The sequence below is a fragment of the Amorphus suaedae genome, from assembly GCF_053629675.1.
The window spans coordinates 603,681-619,638 of sequence record NZ_JBRJIT010000001.1; the positions used below are offsets into that span (position 1 = coordinate 603,681).

At 69.0% G+C, this 15,958-nt stretch carries 14 protein-coding genes; 12 read left to right on the forward strand and 2 right to left on the reverse strand.

Annotation, left to right across the window (positions count from 1 at the left end):
- Positions 1-66 precede the first annotated feature (66 nt).
- From AB7M35_RS02690 to AB7M35_RS02730, 9 genes are all read left to right on the forward strand, one after another.
- Positions 67-1,521, forward strand: coding sequence for an aldehyde dehydrogenase family protein (locus AB7M35_RS02690; RefSeq protein WP_453957039.1), 1,455 nt, complete (start codon positions 67-69; stop codon positions 1,519-1,521).
- 10 nt (positions 1,522-1,531) lie between these two features.
- On the forward strand, positions 1,532-2,551 hold the full coding sequence (locus AB7M35_RS02695) for a membrane dipeptidase (protein WP_453957040.1): 1,020 nt from the start codon (positions 1,532-1,534) through the stop codon (positions 2,549-2,551).
- A gap of 28 nt (positions 2,552-2,579) precedes the next feature.
- Positions 2,580-4,262, forward strand: a complete 1,683-nt coding sequence (locus tag AB7M35_RS02700; RefSeq protein ID WP_453957042.1) for a hypothetical protein — start codon at positions 2,580-2,582, stop codon at positions 4,260-4,262.
- Positions 4,259-4,954: a DUF3726 domain-containing protein gene (locus AB7M35_RS02705; protein ID WP_453957044.1), complete on the forward strand. Its 696-nt coding sequence runs from the start codon at positions 4,259-4,261 to the stop codon at positions 4,952-4,954. The genes AB7M35_RS02700 and AB7M35_RS02705 overlap by 4 nt, the downstream gene beginning before the upstream one ends.
- A 117-nt stretch (positions 4,955-5,071) precedes the next feature.
- The gene (locus AB7M35_RS02710) at positions 5,072-6,076 is read left to right on the forward strand and encodes an Ldh family oxidoreductase (RefSeq protein ID WP_453957046.1); all 1,005 of its coding nucleotides are present in this window, start codon (positions 5,072-5,074) and stop codon (positions 6,074-6,076) included.
- A 119-nt stretch (positions 6,077-6,195) separates the two neighbouring features.
- Complete coding sequence (locus AB7M35_RS02715; protein WP_453957048.1) at positions 6,196-7,911, forward strand: thiamine pyrophosphate-dependent enzyme; 1,716 nt, start codon at positions 6,196-6,198, stop codon at positions 7,909-7,911.
- A 291-nt stretch (positions 7,912-8,202) separates the two neighbouring features.
- Entirely contained in the window at positions 8,203-9,216 is a 1,014-nt protein-coding gene (locus AB7M35_RS02720; protein WP_453957049.1) for an ABC transporter substrate-binding protein, read from the forward strand.
- A gap of 158 nt (positions 9,217-9,374) precedes the next feature.
- Positions 9,375-10,244, forward strand: a complete 870-nt coding sequence (locus tag AB7M35_RS02725; RefSeq protein ID WP_453957051.1) for an ABC transporter permease — start codon at positions 9,375-9,377, stop codon at positions 10,242-10,244.
- Between the two features lie 6 nt (positions 10,245-10,250).
- Complete coding sequence (locus AB7M35_RS02730; RefSeq protein ID WP_453957052.1) at positions 10,251-11,462, forward strand: quaternary amine ABC transporter ATP-binding protein; 1,212 nt, start codon at positions 10,251-10,253, stop codon at positions 11,460-11,462.
- A 52-nt stretch (positions 11,463-11,514) separates the two neighbouring features.
- Here AB7M35_RS02730 and AB7M35_RS02735 read toward each other — a convergent pair whose 3' ends face one another.
- Entirely contained in the window at positions 11,515-12,447 is a 933-nt protein-coding gene (locus tag AB7M35_RS02735; RefSeq protein ID WP_453957054.1) for a cation diffusion facilitator family transporter, read from the reverse strand.
- A gap of 297 nt (positions 12,448-12,744) precedes the next feature.
- Between AB7M35_RS02735 and AB7M35_RS02740 the strand changes: the two genes are divergently transcribed.
- From AB7M35_RS02740 to AB7M35_RS02750, 3 genes are read left to right on the forward strand one after another with little or no spacing between them, the layout of a single operon-like run.
- A complete protein-coding gene (locus tag AB7M35_RS02740; RefSeq protein WP_453957056.1) occupies positions 12,745-13,839 on the forward strand; it encodes a hypothetical protein in 1,095 nt (364 codons plus the stop codon).
- On the forward strand, positions 13,832-14,620 hold the full coding sequence (locus AB7M35_RS02745; protein WP_453957057.1) for a hypothetical protein: 789 nt from the start codon (positions 13,832-13,834) through the stop codon (positions 14,618-14,620). Before AB7M35_RS02740 ends, AB7M35_RS02745 begins: the two co-directional genes overlap by 8 nt.
- 12 nt (positions 14,621-14,632) lie before the next feature.
- Positions 14,633-15,103 (forward strand): hypothetical protein, encoded by a 471-nt coding sequence (locus tag AB7M35_RS02750; protein ID WP_453957058.1) that lies wholly within the window; start codon positions 14,633-14,635, stop codon positions 15,101-15,103.
- Positions 15,104-15,132: 29 nt separating this feature from the next.
- Here AB7M35_RS02750 and AB7M35_RS02755 read toward each other — a convergent pair whose 3' ends face one another.
- A complete protein-coding gene (locus AB7M35_RS02755; protein ID WP_453960581.1) occupies positions 15,133-15,789 on the reverse strand; it encodes a glutathione S-transferase in 657 nt (218 codons plus the stop codon).
- Positions 15,790-15,958 lie beyond the last annotated feature (169 nt).

Here is a 15,958-nt window from a genome sequence, read left to right on the forward strand (position 1 = left end):
AGTAGCGGCGCGCCGCAAGTTGACCGGAGTTTCGCCCTCCGACGGTCAAGCAATGGGTTGCCCCGAGTGACTGACATCTTCGCCAACTACGTGGGTGGCGCCTGGCTGCCGGGCTCGAACGCCGTCGACAACGTCAATCCGTCCGACCTCTCGGACGTCGTCGGCCGCTACGCCCAGGCCTCGGCCGGCGACGTGGCCGCCGCCGTCGAGGCTGCCCGTGCCGGCGCCGACGCGTGGGCCAAGACCGGCCTGGAGCGGCGCGCGACGGCGCTGGACGCGATCGGCCGGGAGCTGATGGCGCGCGCCGCCGAGCTGGGCGAGCTTCTGTCGCGCGAGGAAGGCAAGCCGCGCGCCGAGGGCGTCGGCGAGGTCTACCGCGCCGGCCAGTTCTTCACCTACTCCGCCGGCGAGGTGCTGCGCCTGCAGGGCGACAAGGCCGACTCGGTGCGCCCCGACATCGAGGTCGACGTGACCCGCGAGCCGATGGGCGTCGTGGCGGTGATCTCGCCGTGGAATTTTCCCACGGCGACGGCGGCGTGGAAGATCGCCCCGGCGCTCGCCTTCGGCAACGCTGTCATCTGGAAGCCGGCGAACCTGACGCCGGCCTCGGCCTGGGCGCTGACCGAGATCATCGCCCGCCAGGACCTGCCGGCCGGCACGTTCAACCTGTTGATGGGCTCGGGCTCCGGCGTCGGCCAGGCGCTGGTGGAGGCGCCGGGCGTCGATGCGGTCACCTTCACCGGCTCGCTAGAGGTGGGCCGCGGGGTCGCCGTGTCGGCGGCAAAGAACCTCACCAAGGTGCAGCTGGAGATGGGGTCGAAGAACGCGCTGGTGGTGATGGACGACGCCGATCTCGACGTGGCGGTCGCCTGCGCCGTGGCGGGCGGCTACTCCGGCACCGGCCAGAAGTGCACCGCCTCCTCGCGCCTCGTGGTGCATCGGGCCGTCCACGACGCCTTCGTCGACAAGCTCACCGCCGCGCTTTCCGCCATGAAAGTCGGCCATGCGCTGGAGGACGGCGTGACCATGGGGCCGGTCGCCAGCGAGGCGCAGCTCGCCTCCAACCTCGCCTACGTCGACCTCGCCCGCCAGGAGGGCTGCGAGATCGCCTGCGGCGGCGCCCGGGTCGAGCGCCCGACCGAAGGCTATTTCATGAGCCCGGCGCTGATCACCGGCTCCAGCAACGCCATGCGGATCAACCGCGAGGAGATCTTCGGGCCGATCGCCGCGGTGATCGCGGTCGACGACTACGAGGAGGCGCTTTCCGTCACCAACGACACCGACTACGGGCTGACCGCCGGCATCGTCACGACCTCGCTGGCGCGCGCCACCCACTTCCGGCGCAACGCGAAGACCGGTTGCGTGATGGTCAACCTGCCGACCGCCGGCACCGACTATCACGTGCCGTTCGGCGGCCGGAAGAACTCCAGCTACGGCCCGCGCGAGCAAGGAAGCTACGCCGCGGAATTCTACACCCAGGTGAAGACGGCCTACATCCGGGCCGGCACTCCCGAGACCTGAGAGCGACCGGATGCATCGTCCCGCCTACATCATCGACGGCCTGCAGTATTCCAACTGGTCGGAGGCCGTGTTCCGGCAGCTCCGGGAGGGCGGCGTCGACGCGGTCCACGTGACCATCTGCTACCACGAGACGTTCCGCGAGACGGTGGCGAACCTGGAGCGCTTCAACGGCTGGTTCGAGCGGCATCCGGAGCTGATCCGCCCGGCGTACTCCGCCGCCGACATCCGCGCCGCCAAGGCGGAGGGGCGCACCGCGATCGTCTTCGGGCTGCAGAACTGCTCGCCGATCGAGGACGACATCGGGCTGGTGGAGATCCTGCACCGGCTCGGCGTGCGCTTCATGCAGCTCTCCTACAACAACCAGAGCCTGCTCGCGACCGGCTGCTACGAGGCCGAGGACCCCGGCATCACCCGCATGGGGCGCCAGGTGATCCGCGAGATGAACCGCGTCGGCATGACCGTCGACATGAGCCATTCGGCCGAGCGCTCGACGCTGGAGGCGATCGAGATCTCCGCGCGGCCGATCGCCATCACCCACGCCAACCCGAGCTTCTGGCACGACGGCCTGCGCAACAAGTCCGACACGGTGCTGAAGGCGCTGGCCGCAAGCGGCGGCATGCTGGGATTTTCGCTCTATCCGCACCATCTGAAGAACAAGTCGGACTGCACGCTGGAGAGCTTCTGCGAGATGGTGGCGAGGACCGCCGACATGATCGGCGCCGACAGGCTCGGCATCGGCAGCGACCTGTGCGTCGACCAGCCGGACACGGTGGTCGAATGGATGCGCAACGGCCGCTGGACCAAGGACCTCGACTTCGGCGAGGGCTCGGCGGCCGCCGCCGGCTTTCCGCCGCAGCCGGACTGGTTCCGCGACAACCGCGACTTCATGACGATCGCCGGGGGCCTGAAGACCGTCGGGTTTTCCGAGGCCGAGGTCGACGGGATCATGGGGGGCAACTGGCTCGCCTTCTACGGCGACGCCTTCGAGCCGGCGGGAGGCACCGGTCCCGGCGCCCCGAAAGAGGACTAGGGCCATGGCGGCGAGCGGAGACACGGACATGTCGGCGCGCCCCGCCATCGGCCCCCGGCCGCCCTCCACGGTGATGCGGCTGGAGCGCATCGGCAGCTTCTTCCCGTCGCGCCTGTCGTTCATGCCGACCCTGCTGCGCCGCCTGCGCGACGAGGAATGGCGGATCGAGCGCGGCGAAAACGCCCTGGACGCAGAGGGTTATGGGCATGTCCTCTATCATGCCCGGGGTCCGAAGCGCACCTACACGCTGATCGCGTTCTCCCGCCAGCTCGACCCGGAGCGGCGCAGCGACCGGGTCATCGCCGACGCCTGGGACGCGACCTTCTGCCTGTTCGACGGAATCCCCACGGCGGACGACATCGACCGCCTGTCCCGCAACGCCCCGCACCAGGAGGCCGGCCGCTACCGGTCGAGCGAGCTGGTGCTGTCGCGGGCGAACCGCAGCGTCCGCTTCTTCGAGCACATGGTCGACAGCCTCGCGGCCGGGCGGCAGCCGGACCCAGAGCTGGTGGCAAGCGTCGGCTACCTGATGCGGACGACGGCGGTCTACGGCAACGGCAAGTTCGGCATCTCCGACCGCGCCCGCTTCAAGGACCGCCCCGAACTCGCCGGCCCGTTCCAGGCGGAGATGCTGAACGTCTACCTGATCCGCTGCTTCACGCTGGACCTGGTGGAGCACATCGCCCGCAACCGCGCGCCGGCGAGCTTCGTGCCGCTGGCGCGCGCGACGCGGCGCCGCCTCGGCATCGGCAACGCGACGGGCCTCGGCATGGCGCCGTTCCTCGCCAACCAGCCGGTGCTGATCAACAACTGGATCGCCGCGCGCGAGGAGGCGCTGGCGCGGGTGCGCAGCCTCGAGGCGGCCACCCACGACACGGCCGAAGGAGTGCGCACCGCCCTCGCCCAGGCGCGCCGGCACGTGGCGGAGTGGCGCGTCGACGATGCGCGCCAGGGCGCCCGGATCGCCCGGCTCGGCGAGGATCTGGCAACGCTCGCGGCGTGGATCGACGCGGCGGATCCGCTTGCCGGTCCCCGGCCGTTCGACGCGATCTACCGCCACGCGGAGGCGACCCTCGGCCTGGAGGCCCAGGAGCTCACCGTGACGCTGCTGCTGGAGCCGCACGGCGCGCTGGTCGATCCGCTGACGGCCACCATGAGCGCCGACGAGACCCCGCGCTTCGAGGCGGGCATGACCATCGGCCGGTTCCGGGAGATCCTGCGCACCCACTACGGGTGGGCGATCGCCATCGACTTCGGCGCGCCGCCGTCGCAGCAGCGCTTCTGGTACGTGTCGGAGGAGAAGCTCGAACCGCGCCTCGGCGAGCGGGCGAGCGACCTCGGCGCCGACCGGGAGATGCCGCTGGCGATCGCCCGCGACGTCCAGGCGCTGGCGGCGGTGATCGACGGCTTCTCCGACGACCAGCTGCTGGTGGAGGCTGCCCTCGCCCACCCGGAGGTGCGCCAGACGGCGGCGCGCATCCAGACCGTCGCCCGCTTTCCCTACGGCGAGATCCGCGACAATCTCATCGGCCAGGAATGCCTTCCGATCGACTTGCTGCGCTGTAAACTGTCCTTCTTCGGCGCGTCCAAGTTCGATCCGAAGTCGGACCTGTGGACGCGGATCACCATGTTCGCGGGGGCGCCGCTTCCCGACGAACTCACGCGCGGCGGACCGGACTGGTTCGTGCTGGCGCCGGGAAGCCCGCCATGACCCGACTGTCGCTGAACGAAATCGAAGTCTCCGTGCGCAAGGCCAGCATCGGGGCCGGCCTGCCCTACGGCATCGCCCAGGAAACCGGGCGCGCCGCGGAATGGCTGGCGCTGGCCGGGCTGCCGGCGCTGACGATCTGTGCCGCCGCGCTGGAGGCGAGCCTCGACAAGACGACGACGGTCGGCCGGGGCACCGACACGGGCGCCGGATGGACGATCGCGCCAGTCGACGACCGGCCGCTGTGCCCCTGCCACGCGGGCGTGGTCGCCGCCGACCTCATCAACGCCGGATCCACGACGATCCGGCTGGGCTCCGTGTCGTCGCCGGTGCTGGTGGTGGCGCTGCTGGCGACGGTGACCGACGCGCCGGGCGTGTCGGTGGTGCTGGGCGACGGGGATGGCGCGGCGCACGTGCTGATCGTGTCGCCGAAGGTGGCGCTGCTCAGCGGCGACGACCTGTCGGCCTGGACGTCGCCGTCCGACCTCCTGATCGAGATCGCCGACCCGGCCGTCCCGTCGGAGCCGGTGCGCGTCTACGGCGACGCCGACGACCGGGCCCGGGTGATCGCCTCGGGCGTGCCGACCGAACCGGCGTCCGACATCATCGCCCGCCTGTTCGCCCGCACCCTGGTGCCGGCCTCGGACGCGTCGCGCGAACGCGGCGCGGGCGCCGGCCGCATCGACACCGACTAGAGCAGACCCGCTCAAGACATTGAATCCGGGGCCATTCCCCATCGGCCGGGTGCGTTCATCCGACCGCAGATGGTCCCACGCCTCGCGTTGCCATTCCCACCGTCGACGGAGCCCGTCTTGACCAGCACCCGCCTCAGCCTCGCCGAGATCGAAGACCTCGCCACCCGCGCCCTCGTCGGCGCCGGGGCAAGCCCGGCGGCGGCCGCGGCGATGGCGCGCGCCTGCGCGGGAGCGGAGCGCGACGGCATCCGCAGCCACGGCCTCCACTACATCCCGATCTACTGCGAGCACGTCGTCTGCGGAAAGGTCGACGGCCAGGCGCGCCCCACGGTCTCGCGGCCGAAGCCGGGCGCAGTGCGCGTCGACGCGGCGAGCGGGTTTGCCCATCCGGCGATCGAGGCCGGGTTCGCCGAGCTGGTGCCGGCGGCGCGCGACAACGGCTGCGCCGGCCTCGCGGTCTTCAACTCCTACAACTGCGGCGTCCTCGGCTACCACACCGAGCGGCTGGCGGCGGAAGGCCTGGTCGGCCTCGGCTTCACCAACGCGCCGGCCTCGATCGCCCCGGTCGGCGGCCGCAAGCCGGTGATCGGCACCAACCCGTTCTCCCTCGCCGTTCCGGGTCCCGACGGTCCCAGCCTGCTCATCGACCAGAGCGCCAGCACGGTTGCCAAGAGCGAGATCATGATGCGGGCCCGCGAGGGCGAGACGATCCCCGAGGGCTGGGCGCTCGACGCCGACGGCAACCCGACCACCGATCCAGACGCCGCGCTGAAGGGCTCGATGACGCCGTCGGGCGGCGCCAAGGGCTTCGGCGCGGGGCTGATGGTGGAGATCTTCGCGGCGGCGCTCTCCGGCGCCACGCTTGGCAAGAACGCCAGCCCCTTCTCCGGCACCGCCGGCGGGCCGCCGAAGACCGGCCAGTTCTTCTTCGCGGTCGACCCGGACGCCTTCTCCGGCGGCGCCTTCGCTGGCTCCGTCGCCGAGCTGGTCGAGGCCATCGAGGCCCAGGACGGCGCCCGCATTCCCGGCAGCCGGCGCTTCGCCAACCGCGCCCGCATCGAGCGCGACGGCACCGACGTGCCGGAAGCGCTGCTGGAGCGGATCAACGCCTACGTCTCGTAGGCCGGGCGCGGCGGCGGCTTCGCGCCGTCGGCGGCCTCCGCGCGGCGTGCGTTGACTTGACCTTCCCCTCGGGCGGACATTCGCTGGCGAGGATCGGGGAGAGCTCACGGGAGGAGCCGATGTCGAAGTCCGTCGCCGACGTGATGGTCGAAGCGCTGATGGAGGCCGGCGCGAAGCGCTGCTACGGCATCGTCGGCGATACCCTCAACTACGTGACCGACGCCATGCGCCGGCAGGGGATGGACTGGATCCATGTCCGGCACGAGGAGGTCGGCGGGTTCGCCGCCGGCGCGGACTCCTACATGACCGGCGAACTGACGCTGTGCGCCGGCTCCACCGGCCCCGGCAGCCTGCATTTCGTCAACGGCCTGTTCGAAAGCCACCGAAACGGCGCCCCGGTGGTGCTGATCGCCTCGCAGATCGACCGGGTCCAGGAAGGGCTGAACTTTCCCCAGGCCGTCGACCAGCGGAAGATCTACGAGCAGTTCTCGGTGTTCTGCGAGTACATCGCCCACCCGGAGCAGGCGCGCCGCATCACCGTCATGGCCGCCCAGGCGGCGCTGACCAAGGGCGGCGTCGCCGTCATCATCATCAACGGCGACATGTCCAAGGCGACGACCACGGACAGCCATCACTGGACCGTCTCGCGGCCGAAGCCGGTGATCCGGCCGAGCGACGACGAGCTCGACGCCGTGGCCGCGATGATCGGCGAGGCGCGGAAGATCACCATCTTCGGCGGCATCGGGTGCCGGCACGCCCACGACGAGGTCGTCGCGCTGGCGGCCAGGCTGAAGGCCCCGATCGTCCACACCTCGCGCGCCAAGGAGTTCCTGGAGCCCGACAACCCCTACGACGTCTCGATGACCGGCATCATCGGCATGAAATCGGGGTTCGAGGCGGTGGAGGACTGCGACTTGCTGCTGTGCCTCGGCACCAACTTCGCCTGGACCCAGTTCTATCCGAAGCACGGCCGCATCGTGCAGATCGACATCGATCCGCTGAACATCGGCCGCCGCACGCCGGTGACGCTGGGCGTCGTCGGCGACATCAAGCCGACCGTCGAGGCGCTGCTACCCCGGCTCGCCGAACGGACCGACGAGACGTTCCTGAAGGGCGCGCTCGACGAGCACAGGAAAAGCCTGAAGACGCTCGACGACCAGACCCGGGAGCCCTCGCCGGAGCTGATCCATCCGCAGTTCGTCGCCAAGACGCTGGACCGGCTGGCGGCCGACGACGCCATCTTCACCGCCGACGGCGGCTCGCCGTTCGTCTGGATGCTGCGCTACATCCGCGCCACCGGAAAGCGGCGCTTTCTCACCAGCCTGCTGCACGGGACGATGGCCAACGCCTATCCCCAGGCGCTCGGCTGCGCCAAGGCCTATCCCGGCCGCCAGGTGATCGCCATGTGCGGCGACGGCGGCATGACCATGCTGATGGGCGACATCCTGACGCTCGTGCAGGAGAAGCTGCCGGTCAAGCTGCTGATCTTCCACAACGATACGCTCGGCTTCGTCGAGATGGAGATGAAGGTCGAAGGGCTGCTCGACACCTACACCGGCATGACCAACCCGAACTTCGGCGACCTCGCCCGGGCCTGCGGGTTCTACGGCGCCCAGGTCACCAACGCCGACGACCTGGAGGCCGCGATGACCGAGTGGCTGGCCCAGCCGGGGCCGGCGCTGCTCGACGTGAAGGTCAACCGGATGGAGCTCGTCATGCCGCCGACCATCAACGCGGGCGAGGTCGTGTCGACCGCCGTCTACGGCGCGAAGGCGGTTCTGAACGGCCGGCTGGACGACGTCTGGGCGCTGCTCGACCACAACTTCCTGAAGTGAGGCCCCTCCCCGGCTCGTGCGGCCTCGGGCACCGAGTGGCAGGCGCACGGCCGGGCGGCCGGTTTGACTCCGGCCGCACAGGAATTGCACACTGATCACCGACGGGGCAGCAGCTTCAATCGATTTGAAGCTAGAGCCAAAACTTTAAAGTTGCCCTGAATATCCCATTGCGCCAGCCTCGTCCGAGGCGGGTTCCGGCTCGGCTTAAACCGCGTCCCGCGCTCGCGGGATGCCCGAACCGGCGCTGCACACAATCAGCGTCGTCCCAAACGGACCAAAAGGAACATCACCATGACCTGCATGAAACCGCTATTTGCGGCCGGTGGCATCGCATTGCTTGCCGCTGGCCTCATCCCGAGCGCCGCGCAGGCCACCGAATGCGGCACCAAGGACACCATCAGCATCGCCAACATGACCTGGCTGTCGGCGAGCGTCATCGCCACGGTGACCAAGGACATCCTGGCCGACGGCTACGGCTGCAACGCCGAACTCGTTCCCGGCGACACCGTCCCGACCGCCACCTCGATGCTGACCAAGTCCGAGCCCGACATCGCCCCGGAAATGTGGGTCTCCACCGCCGAGGCGATCTGGGACAAGGCGATCGCCAAGGGCAACGTCTACAAGGCCGGCGACATCTTCGGCTCCGGCGGCATCGAAGGCTGGTGGATCCCGGACTACGTCGCCGAGGAGCACCCGGAGATCAAGTCGGTCACCGACCTGAAGGCCAACTGGAAGGTGTTCACCGAGCCGTCGTCGCCCGACAAGGGCCGTCTCTACGGGTGCCCCCCGGGCTGGGGCTGCGAGATCATCACCAACAACCTCTTCAAGGCCCTCGAACTCGACGAGACGTTCGAGCTGTTCTCGCCGGGTTCGGGCGCCAACCTGAAGGCGTCGATCGCCCGCAAGGTGACCCGCAAGGAGCCGATCGTCGGCTACTACTGGGGACCGACGGCGGTGATCGGCCGCTACGGGCTCGTGCGGCTCGACATGCCGGAATTCGACGCCGACAAGTTCACGTGCCTGACCGACATGAACTGCGCCGATCCGCAGGTCACCGGCTGGCAGAAGGGCGAGGTCGCCGTGGCGGCGACGACGGCGCTGCGCGACAAGGCGAAGCCGGTCGCCGAGTTCCTGTCCAAGATGCAGATCCCGAACGACGTCGTGAACGAGGTCCTGGCCTGGGGCGACGAGCAGTCGGCGAGCGCCGAGGACACGGCCGACTACTTCCTCAAGAACCACGAGGACGTCTGGACCGCCTGGGTGCCGGATGACGTTGCCGAGGCCGTGAAGGCCTCCCTGCAGTAAGGACCGGCGGCACACGCCAAGCCTTCCAAAGCTCCGGCCGGGCGCACGCGCCCGGCCGGTTTCGAACGGGCAAAGACGCCTCCGAAGACCGGTAACCGGCACGGACGGCGCGCCGCCGGTTCAGCCAGAACGATCGACAGAGCCAGAGGGACACAGCGATGGACTCCGGGTTTCCGGACCTGATCAACACGCGCGGATTGCGCCTTGCGATCGACGACGCCTTCAATTGGGTGGTCATCGAATGGGGGCGCCAGCTCGAGCTCCTGTTCCTGCCGGTCCTCCGGCTCCTCAACAACATCGAGGACGGCCTGCTCTGGCTGCCCTGGTACGTCGTCATCCTGGCGATCGCGGCGCTCGGCTATGCCGCGACGCGCTCGCTGGTGACCACCGTGGGCATCGCGATCATGCTGTTCCTGATCGGCTTCATCGGCCTGTGGGAGCCGGCGATGGCGACCATCGCGCTGATGATCACGGCCACCGGGCTCGCCATCATCCTGGGCATTCCGCTCGGCATCCTGATGTCACGCTCGGACCGGCTGCAGTCGATCATGCTGCCGGTGCTCGACGTGATGCAGACGATGCCGATCTTCGTCTACCTGATCCCCTTCGTGATGCTGTTCGGGCCGGGCAAGATCCCGGCGCTGCTCGCCACCATCGTGTTCGCCGTGCCGCCGGTCATCCGGCTCACCAACCTCGGCATCCGCCAGGTCGACGCGGAGGTGATCGAGGCGGTGACCGCCTTCGGGGCGACCTCCGGCCAGCGGCTGTTCTCGGTGCAGATCCCCCTCGCCCTGCCGACGATCATGGCCGGCATCAACCAGACGACCATGATGGCGCTGTCGATGGTGGTGATCGCCTCGATGATCGGCGCCGGCGGGCTCGGCTATCAGGTCCTCCAGGGCATCCAGCGGCTGGAAGTCAGCCGGGGCCTGCTGGCGGGGCTGGCCATCGTCTTCCTCGCCATCATCTTCGACCGCATCGCGCAGGCCTATGGCCGCCGCGCCCAGCAGCACCTCCACAACAGCTAGGTCCCGATGAGCACATCCTCCCCGACCCGGGACCCCAAGATATCCATCGAGCACGTCTACAAGATCTTCGGAGACGATCCGCAGGCGGTGCTGCCGCGCGTCGAGGCCGGCGCCACCAAGCGGGAGATCCTGGAAGAAGACGGCCACGTCGTCGGCATCCGCGACATCAACCTTTCGATCGCACCGGGCGAGACCTTCGTGGTGATGGGGCTGTCGGGATCAGGCAAGTCGACGCTGATCCGCCACATCAACCGGCTGATCGAGCCGACCGCCGGCCGCATCCTGATCGACGGCGAGGACGTGCTGACCCTCGACGAGAAGCGGCTCAGGGCACTGCGGCGCCAGAAGATCTCCATGGTCTTCCAGCGCTTCGCGTTGCTGCCCCACAAGACCATCCTGGCGAACGTCATGTACCCGCTCCGCATCGACGGCGTGGCGAAGGACAAGGCCCGCGAGACGGCGATGGAGCAGATCGAGACGGTGGGGCTCGCCGGCTACGAGGACCGCTACCCGCGGCACCTGTCGGGCGGCATGCAGCAGCGCGTCGGGCTGGCCCGCGCGCTCGCCACCAGCGCCGACATCATGCTGATGGACGAGGCGTTCTCGGCCCTCGATCCGCTGATCCGCGGCGACATGCAGACCCAGCTGAAGGAACTGCAGGCGAAGCTGAAGAAGACCATCGTCTTCATCACCCACGACCTCGACGAGGCGCTGAAGCTGGGCGACCACATCGCCATCCTGAACGACGGCGAGCTGCGCCAGGTGGGCACCGGCGAGGACATCCTGCTGAACCCGGCCGACGATTACGTGGAGCGCTTCGTGCGCGACGTGAACCGCGGCCAGGTGGTGACGCTCGCCAGCACCGCGCGGGACGCCACCACGATGGGCGTGGCCGAGGTGTCACGCCAGGGGCTGGCGGAGGTGATCGCCCGGGACGGCGTCAGCGACGTGATCGTGGTCGACGGGGACAACAAGCCGCTCGCGGCCGTCAGCGAAACCGTGCTCTACGAATTCCGCGACCGGTCGGACGAATGGTGGCGCACGCCCGGCAACCTGCCGGCGCCGCGCACCGCCCGCGACGACCAGGTGCTCTCCGACGTGCTGTCGCTCTATGCCGGCCACACGACGCCGCTGGTGGTGGTCGATGGCGACGGGCGCGTGGTCGGCAAGATGTCGGCCACCGACGCGGTCGCAGCCCTCGCCACCGACGGCGACTGAGGGCTATCCGGCCGGGGCGGCCGCGCGCAGGCGCAATCCCGCCCCGCGCGGCTCAGGGGAGCACCGGCGTCGGCTCCGGCTTCTCCGAGCGCACCGGGCGCAGAAAGACGCGGCTGATCTCCTCGCGTTCGGCCTCCAGGGCGAGCGTGAGTTCGCGCATGGTCGCCTCGACCTCCTCGCCGCTCAGTCGTTCGGCGAAGTCGATGGAGACCGCGATCATGATCTCGCGCGGGCCGAGATGCATGCTCAGCACTTCGTCCACATGGTTGACCCGGTCGTCGGCGTTGAGCACGGCGTGGACGTCGGTCAGCACGCCCTGCGAGGCGCTTTCACCGGTCATCAGGCTGAGCGTCTCGCGGGAGAGGAAGACGGCCGTCGCGACCAGGATGAGGCCGATGAGCACCGAGGCGATCCCGTCGAAGATGGGCATCTCCAGGAAGTAGGCCAGCCCCACGCCGATCAGCGCCACCGAGAGCCCCGCCAGCGCCGCGAAATCCTCGCAGAAGATCGCGAAGACGCTCGGGTCCTTGCTGGCTCTGAGCGCACGCCAGATCGTCCGGTTGGGCTGCTGGTGACGCAGTTCCTTCCAGGCGATCCTGAACACGGATCCCTCGATCACGATGGCGACGCCCAGGACGATGAAGTTCGCCCAGGGCTGGTGGATCGGCTCGGGCGCGAGAACCCGGTGCACGCCTTCGTAGATGGAGACCGCACCGCCCAGCGCGAAGATCAGGAGCGCGACCACGAACGCCCAGAAATAGATCTCCATGCCGTAGCCGAAGGGATGGCGCTCGTCCGGCGGCCGCGAGGACCGCTTCATCCCGAGCAGCAGGATCGCCTGGTTGGTGCTGTCGACGGTGGAGTGGATGCCTTCCGACATCATCGCGCTGGAGCCGGTCCAGGCGGCGGCGGCGAACTTGGTCACCGCGATGGCGAGGTTGCCCGCGAGGGCGGCGTAGATGACATGCTTCGAGCCGGACGCCATGACGTCTCCCCTGACTGTCGAGGCGCGGGCATGGACATCCGGCAACCGTGGAGGCGGTCCCGACATCCCGCAGCCAGCCCGCCCGCGGATGATGAGTGTAGGGCGAACGCGCGGCACGCGCGCCCGTTCCCCCGGTGAATTGCGGACTTTCCGACCGGTGCCGCCCGCGCAGACGATTGCCTGGCCTCATTGCCCGAGGCAAGCTGTGCGGGACGCCGCCCGCGAATCGCCTCACGCGCGGGCGCGCTTCCGGCGGATTGCCACGACCCTTCGACACGTCATTGCCGAGAGCCGCCCGTGGCCCCCAGATATACCCTCAAATACAAGCTTTCCGTTCGCGGCATCGAGGTCTTCCAGGCCGTCTTCGCCTTCATCATGGCGCTCGGCCTGGGCGAGGTGTTCACCGGCTCGTACAGCTTCATGACCACGGTCCTGCTCTCGCCGGACCAGACGAACAGCGAGAAGCTTCTCTTCCTGCTGGTCTTCTTCAACGTCGTCCTGCTCGGGATCCGGTTCTTCTGGGTGCCGCGCAACTTCCGCCTGCTGGTGCACGAGACCGTCCGCCACCACCCGGACATGCACGACCTGGCGCCGCTCAGGCACTACGAGATCTCGATCCACTGGTTCATCATTCTGCTGCACGCGATGCTGTTCTACCTGATCGGCTCCGAGTTCGAGCACATCGGCTTCCTGATGCTGTCCAGCAAGCCGTTCTCGCAGAGCGCGCTGTACGGCCTGTTCACCATGCAGATCGTCCTGCTGCTGCTGAACTCCGCCTGGATCGCGGCAATCGAGTACCGCAAGCGGGGGTTCGCCCGCAGCGCCAACCACACCGCGGTCAGCCTGAAGCCGCCCGGCTCCATCCTCTGGATGCGCAACAATCTGGCGTGCGTGCTCCTCACGCTGGGTCCGCTGGCGATCGGCAGCATCTGTCCCGCCGCCACCGGCCACTGCGTCCTCATCGCCAAAGCCCAGAACAGCGCCGGCTGCCTGCCGGCGGAGACGGCCTCCCCGTCCGCCCGCGAAACCGACTGCCTGGAGGCCCTGCCCAGCCTCACCGCGTCCGGCCTGGCGCCGTCGCCGACCTCCCCCGCGGTCATCGCGAACGCGTCGGCGCTGGTCTTCGAGGCCCTGGTGCCCGTGCTCGATCCCACGGCGGAAGACAGGATGGTCTATTGGCCGGCGCTGTGGATCCTCTCCATCCTGCTGATCAACAGCCTCCTCGACCTCCTGAACACGGGCAAGTTCTACCTGATGCTCGAGGAGGTGGAATGGGACGTCGACTACTCCGGCAAAGGCCCGGACAACCGTCGCGCAAGGCGACCGCGGCACGTGCTTCGCACCCGCGCTCCCGTCCCGCGGCCCCTCGTCGAGACCCCCGAACGTGAGTGACGGGCGGCCGGCCGGCCCGCCGCTGGCAATCCTCGCAGTGGCTGTGGGCGCGGCGCTGCTCGTCATGCTGGCGGCGCGGTCCAGCCATCTGTCGAACCCGGCCAGCCTTTCGGCCGGCGCCAGCGACAAGGCGCCGACGGCCAGAATCGTCGCCGGACTGATTCCGCCCTACATGAACGCCGAGGGCGAAGGCCGGGAGAGCGTCGCGATCCGTGCGGCGCTCAAGGCGCGATACGCGGCCGAGGACATCGAGTTCTTCGTCCTGCCCTTCTCCCGTCACTGGACCAGCTACCTGAACGACAGCCGGTTCGACGCCGTCGCGACCGTGCCCGACGGCATGACGCTCGAAGGCTTTCCGTCACGTCGCTACATCACCTATCAGAACGGCATCGGCTATCGCTGCGCGGACCATCCGGCGGGCTTCGCCGCCGACGACCTCGACGGCCTCGACGTGGTGGCCTTCAGCGGCGCCGCAACCGTGCTGGACCCGATCCGGCAACGCATCCCGGCGTTCAACAGCTACATCGAGATCGCCGACCAGCGGGTCCATTCCCAGATGCTGATCGACGGTCGCGCCGACGCGATCGTCGCCGACGACTCCATCTTCGCGTACTACAACGCCGAAATCCGCGCCGCGCTGGAGCCGGACGCCCGGGATGTGTTTCCCGACCTCTGCTTCGCGGCGATCTTCCCGCGGACCGACTATCACATGGTGTTCCGGTCGGAGGCCCTGCGCGACCTCTTCGACGCCGGCATCATCGACCCCGACGGGACGGACTGAGGAGCACCGCTCATGGCCGGCATCACCGCTGCTCTCCCGGAAGTCCCCGCCGCCGCGCGTCCGTCGCGGCCGATCGTGGCCGCGTATGCCTGCCTGCTGGCGGCGTTCGTGATCGCCCTGGGGCTCGGGATCGCGGAGAGTTCGATCGGCACCGGCTGGCTGCGGGGGCTGTCGCTTGCGACCATCATCCTGCTGGTCACCGCGACAGCCGTCTCGCAGTTCTATCTTTACCGCTCCGACGTCACCATCAACCGCCTGCACGCCCGCGACCTGACCGGCATCCTGATCCGCCTCGCCGCGATCGGCATTCTCGGCGCCCTGGAGATCATCATGCTCGGGATGGCGCTGCCGACCGTCTGGACGGGCCTGCTCCGGATCTACACCTGGACCATCGGAACGGGCGCCCTGCTGCTCGCGCTGCGCGGCATGTGGATGGTGACGCGTGGCGACGGTTCGGCGATGCCGACGCCCGACATCCATTGACGGAGTGCCGTTTCTGACCGGCAGATGCCCTAGAACTCCACCTCGAGCTCGATGATCTCGTCGGGCTCGGCGCGGGCGCCTTCGGTCCATTCCTGCATCAGCGGCCAGTCGAGGATGCGGTCGCGGTAGGCGGCAAGTGCCGGGTCGAGCTCGACGGCGTAGGTGAGGAAGCGGCTGCACACCGGCGCGTACATGGCGTCGGCCACCGTCGGGGTCTTCCCGAACAAATACGGGCCGCGGTAGGTCTCCAGGCACTCCGTCCAGATCGTCTTGATGCGCTCCACGTCGGGACGCGCGCCTGAGAAGATCTTGAAGCGCTCGTGGCGGGCCTTGAGGTTCATCGGCAGCGCCGAGCGCAGGTTGTAGAACCCGGAGTGCATTTCGCCGGACACCGCGCGGCAGTGCGCCCGCACCGCCTGGTCGGCCGGCAGCAGGCCGGCCTTGGGGGCGATCTCGGCCAGATACTCGGCGATCGCCAGGGTATCCCAGACGGTGACGGCGCCGTTGGTGAGCCGCGGCACCAGCACCGACGGCGACAGGAGCAGCAGCTCCTGGCGGTTGTCGGGATCGTCCATGCCGACCCGCTCCTCGTCGAAGTCCAGCCCGGCCATCCGGCAGAGAAGCCAGCCGCGCAGCGACCAGGAGGAATAGTTCTTCGAGGAAATCGTCAGCTTCGCACCGGCCATCTGTGCCATCAGCCCCTGTTCGTGTCTGCCCAACCCGCATGCAACCGCAGGACGCCGTCGCCCCGTCGGGCCCGAACGTCATGCGATCCCGGCTTGGCCCGGGACATGCTTGTCCCGTTCGACGGGATCCCTGCAATCGACGGGCCGGAAAGGACCGGTCCGCCAGCGC

Bases quoted from the DNA above. Each gene is read 5' to 3' on its own strand.
- AB7M35_RS02695 (WP_453957040.1), top strand. From the start codon at position 1,532: ATGCATCGTCCCGCCTACATCATCGACGGCCTGCAGTATTCCAACTGG.
- AB7M35_RS02700 (WP_453957042.1), top strand. From the start codon at position 2,580: ATGTCGGCGCGCCCCGCCATCGGCCCCCGGCCGCCCTCCACGGTGATG.
- AB7M35_RS02705 (WP_453957044.1), top strand. From the start codon at position 4,259: ATGACCCGACTGTCGCTGAACGAAATCGAAGTCTCCGTGCGCAAGGCC.
- AB7M35_RS02715 (WP_453957048.1), top strand. From the start codon at position 6,196: ATGTCGAAGTCCGTCGCCGACGTGATGGTCGAAGCGCTGATGGAGGCC.
- AB7M35_RS02720 (WP_453957049.1), top strand. From the start codon at position 8,203: ATGACCTGCATGAAACCGCTATTTGCGGCCGGTGGCATCGCATTGCTT.
- AB7M35_RS02725 (WP_453957051.1), top strand. From the start codon at position 9,375: ATGGACTCCGGGTTTCCGGACCTGATCAACACGCGCGGATTGCGCCTT.
- AB7M35_RS02730 (WP_453957052.1), top strand. From the start codon at position 10,251: ATGAGCACATCCTCCCCGACCCGGGACCCCAAGATATCCATCGAGCAC.
- AB7M35_RS02735 (WP_453957054.1), bottom strand. From the start codon at position 12,447: ATGGCGTCCGGCTCGAAGCATGTCATCTACGCCGCCCTCGCGGGCAAC.
- AB7M35_RS02750 (WP_453957058.1), top strand. From the start codon at position 14,633: ATGGCCGGCATCACCGCTGCTCTCCCGGAAGTCCCCGCCGCCGCGCGT.
- AB7M35_RS02755 (WP_453960581.1), bottom strand. From the start codon at position 15,789: ATGGCCGGTGCGAAGCTGACGATTTCCTCGAAGAACTATTCCTCCTGG.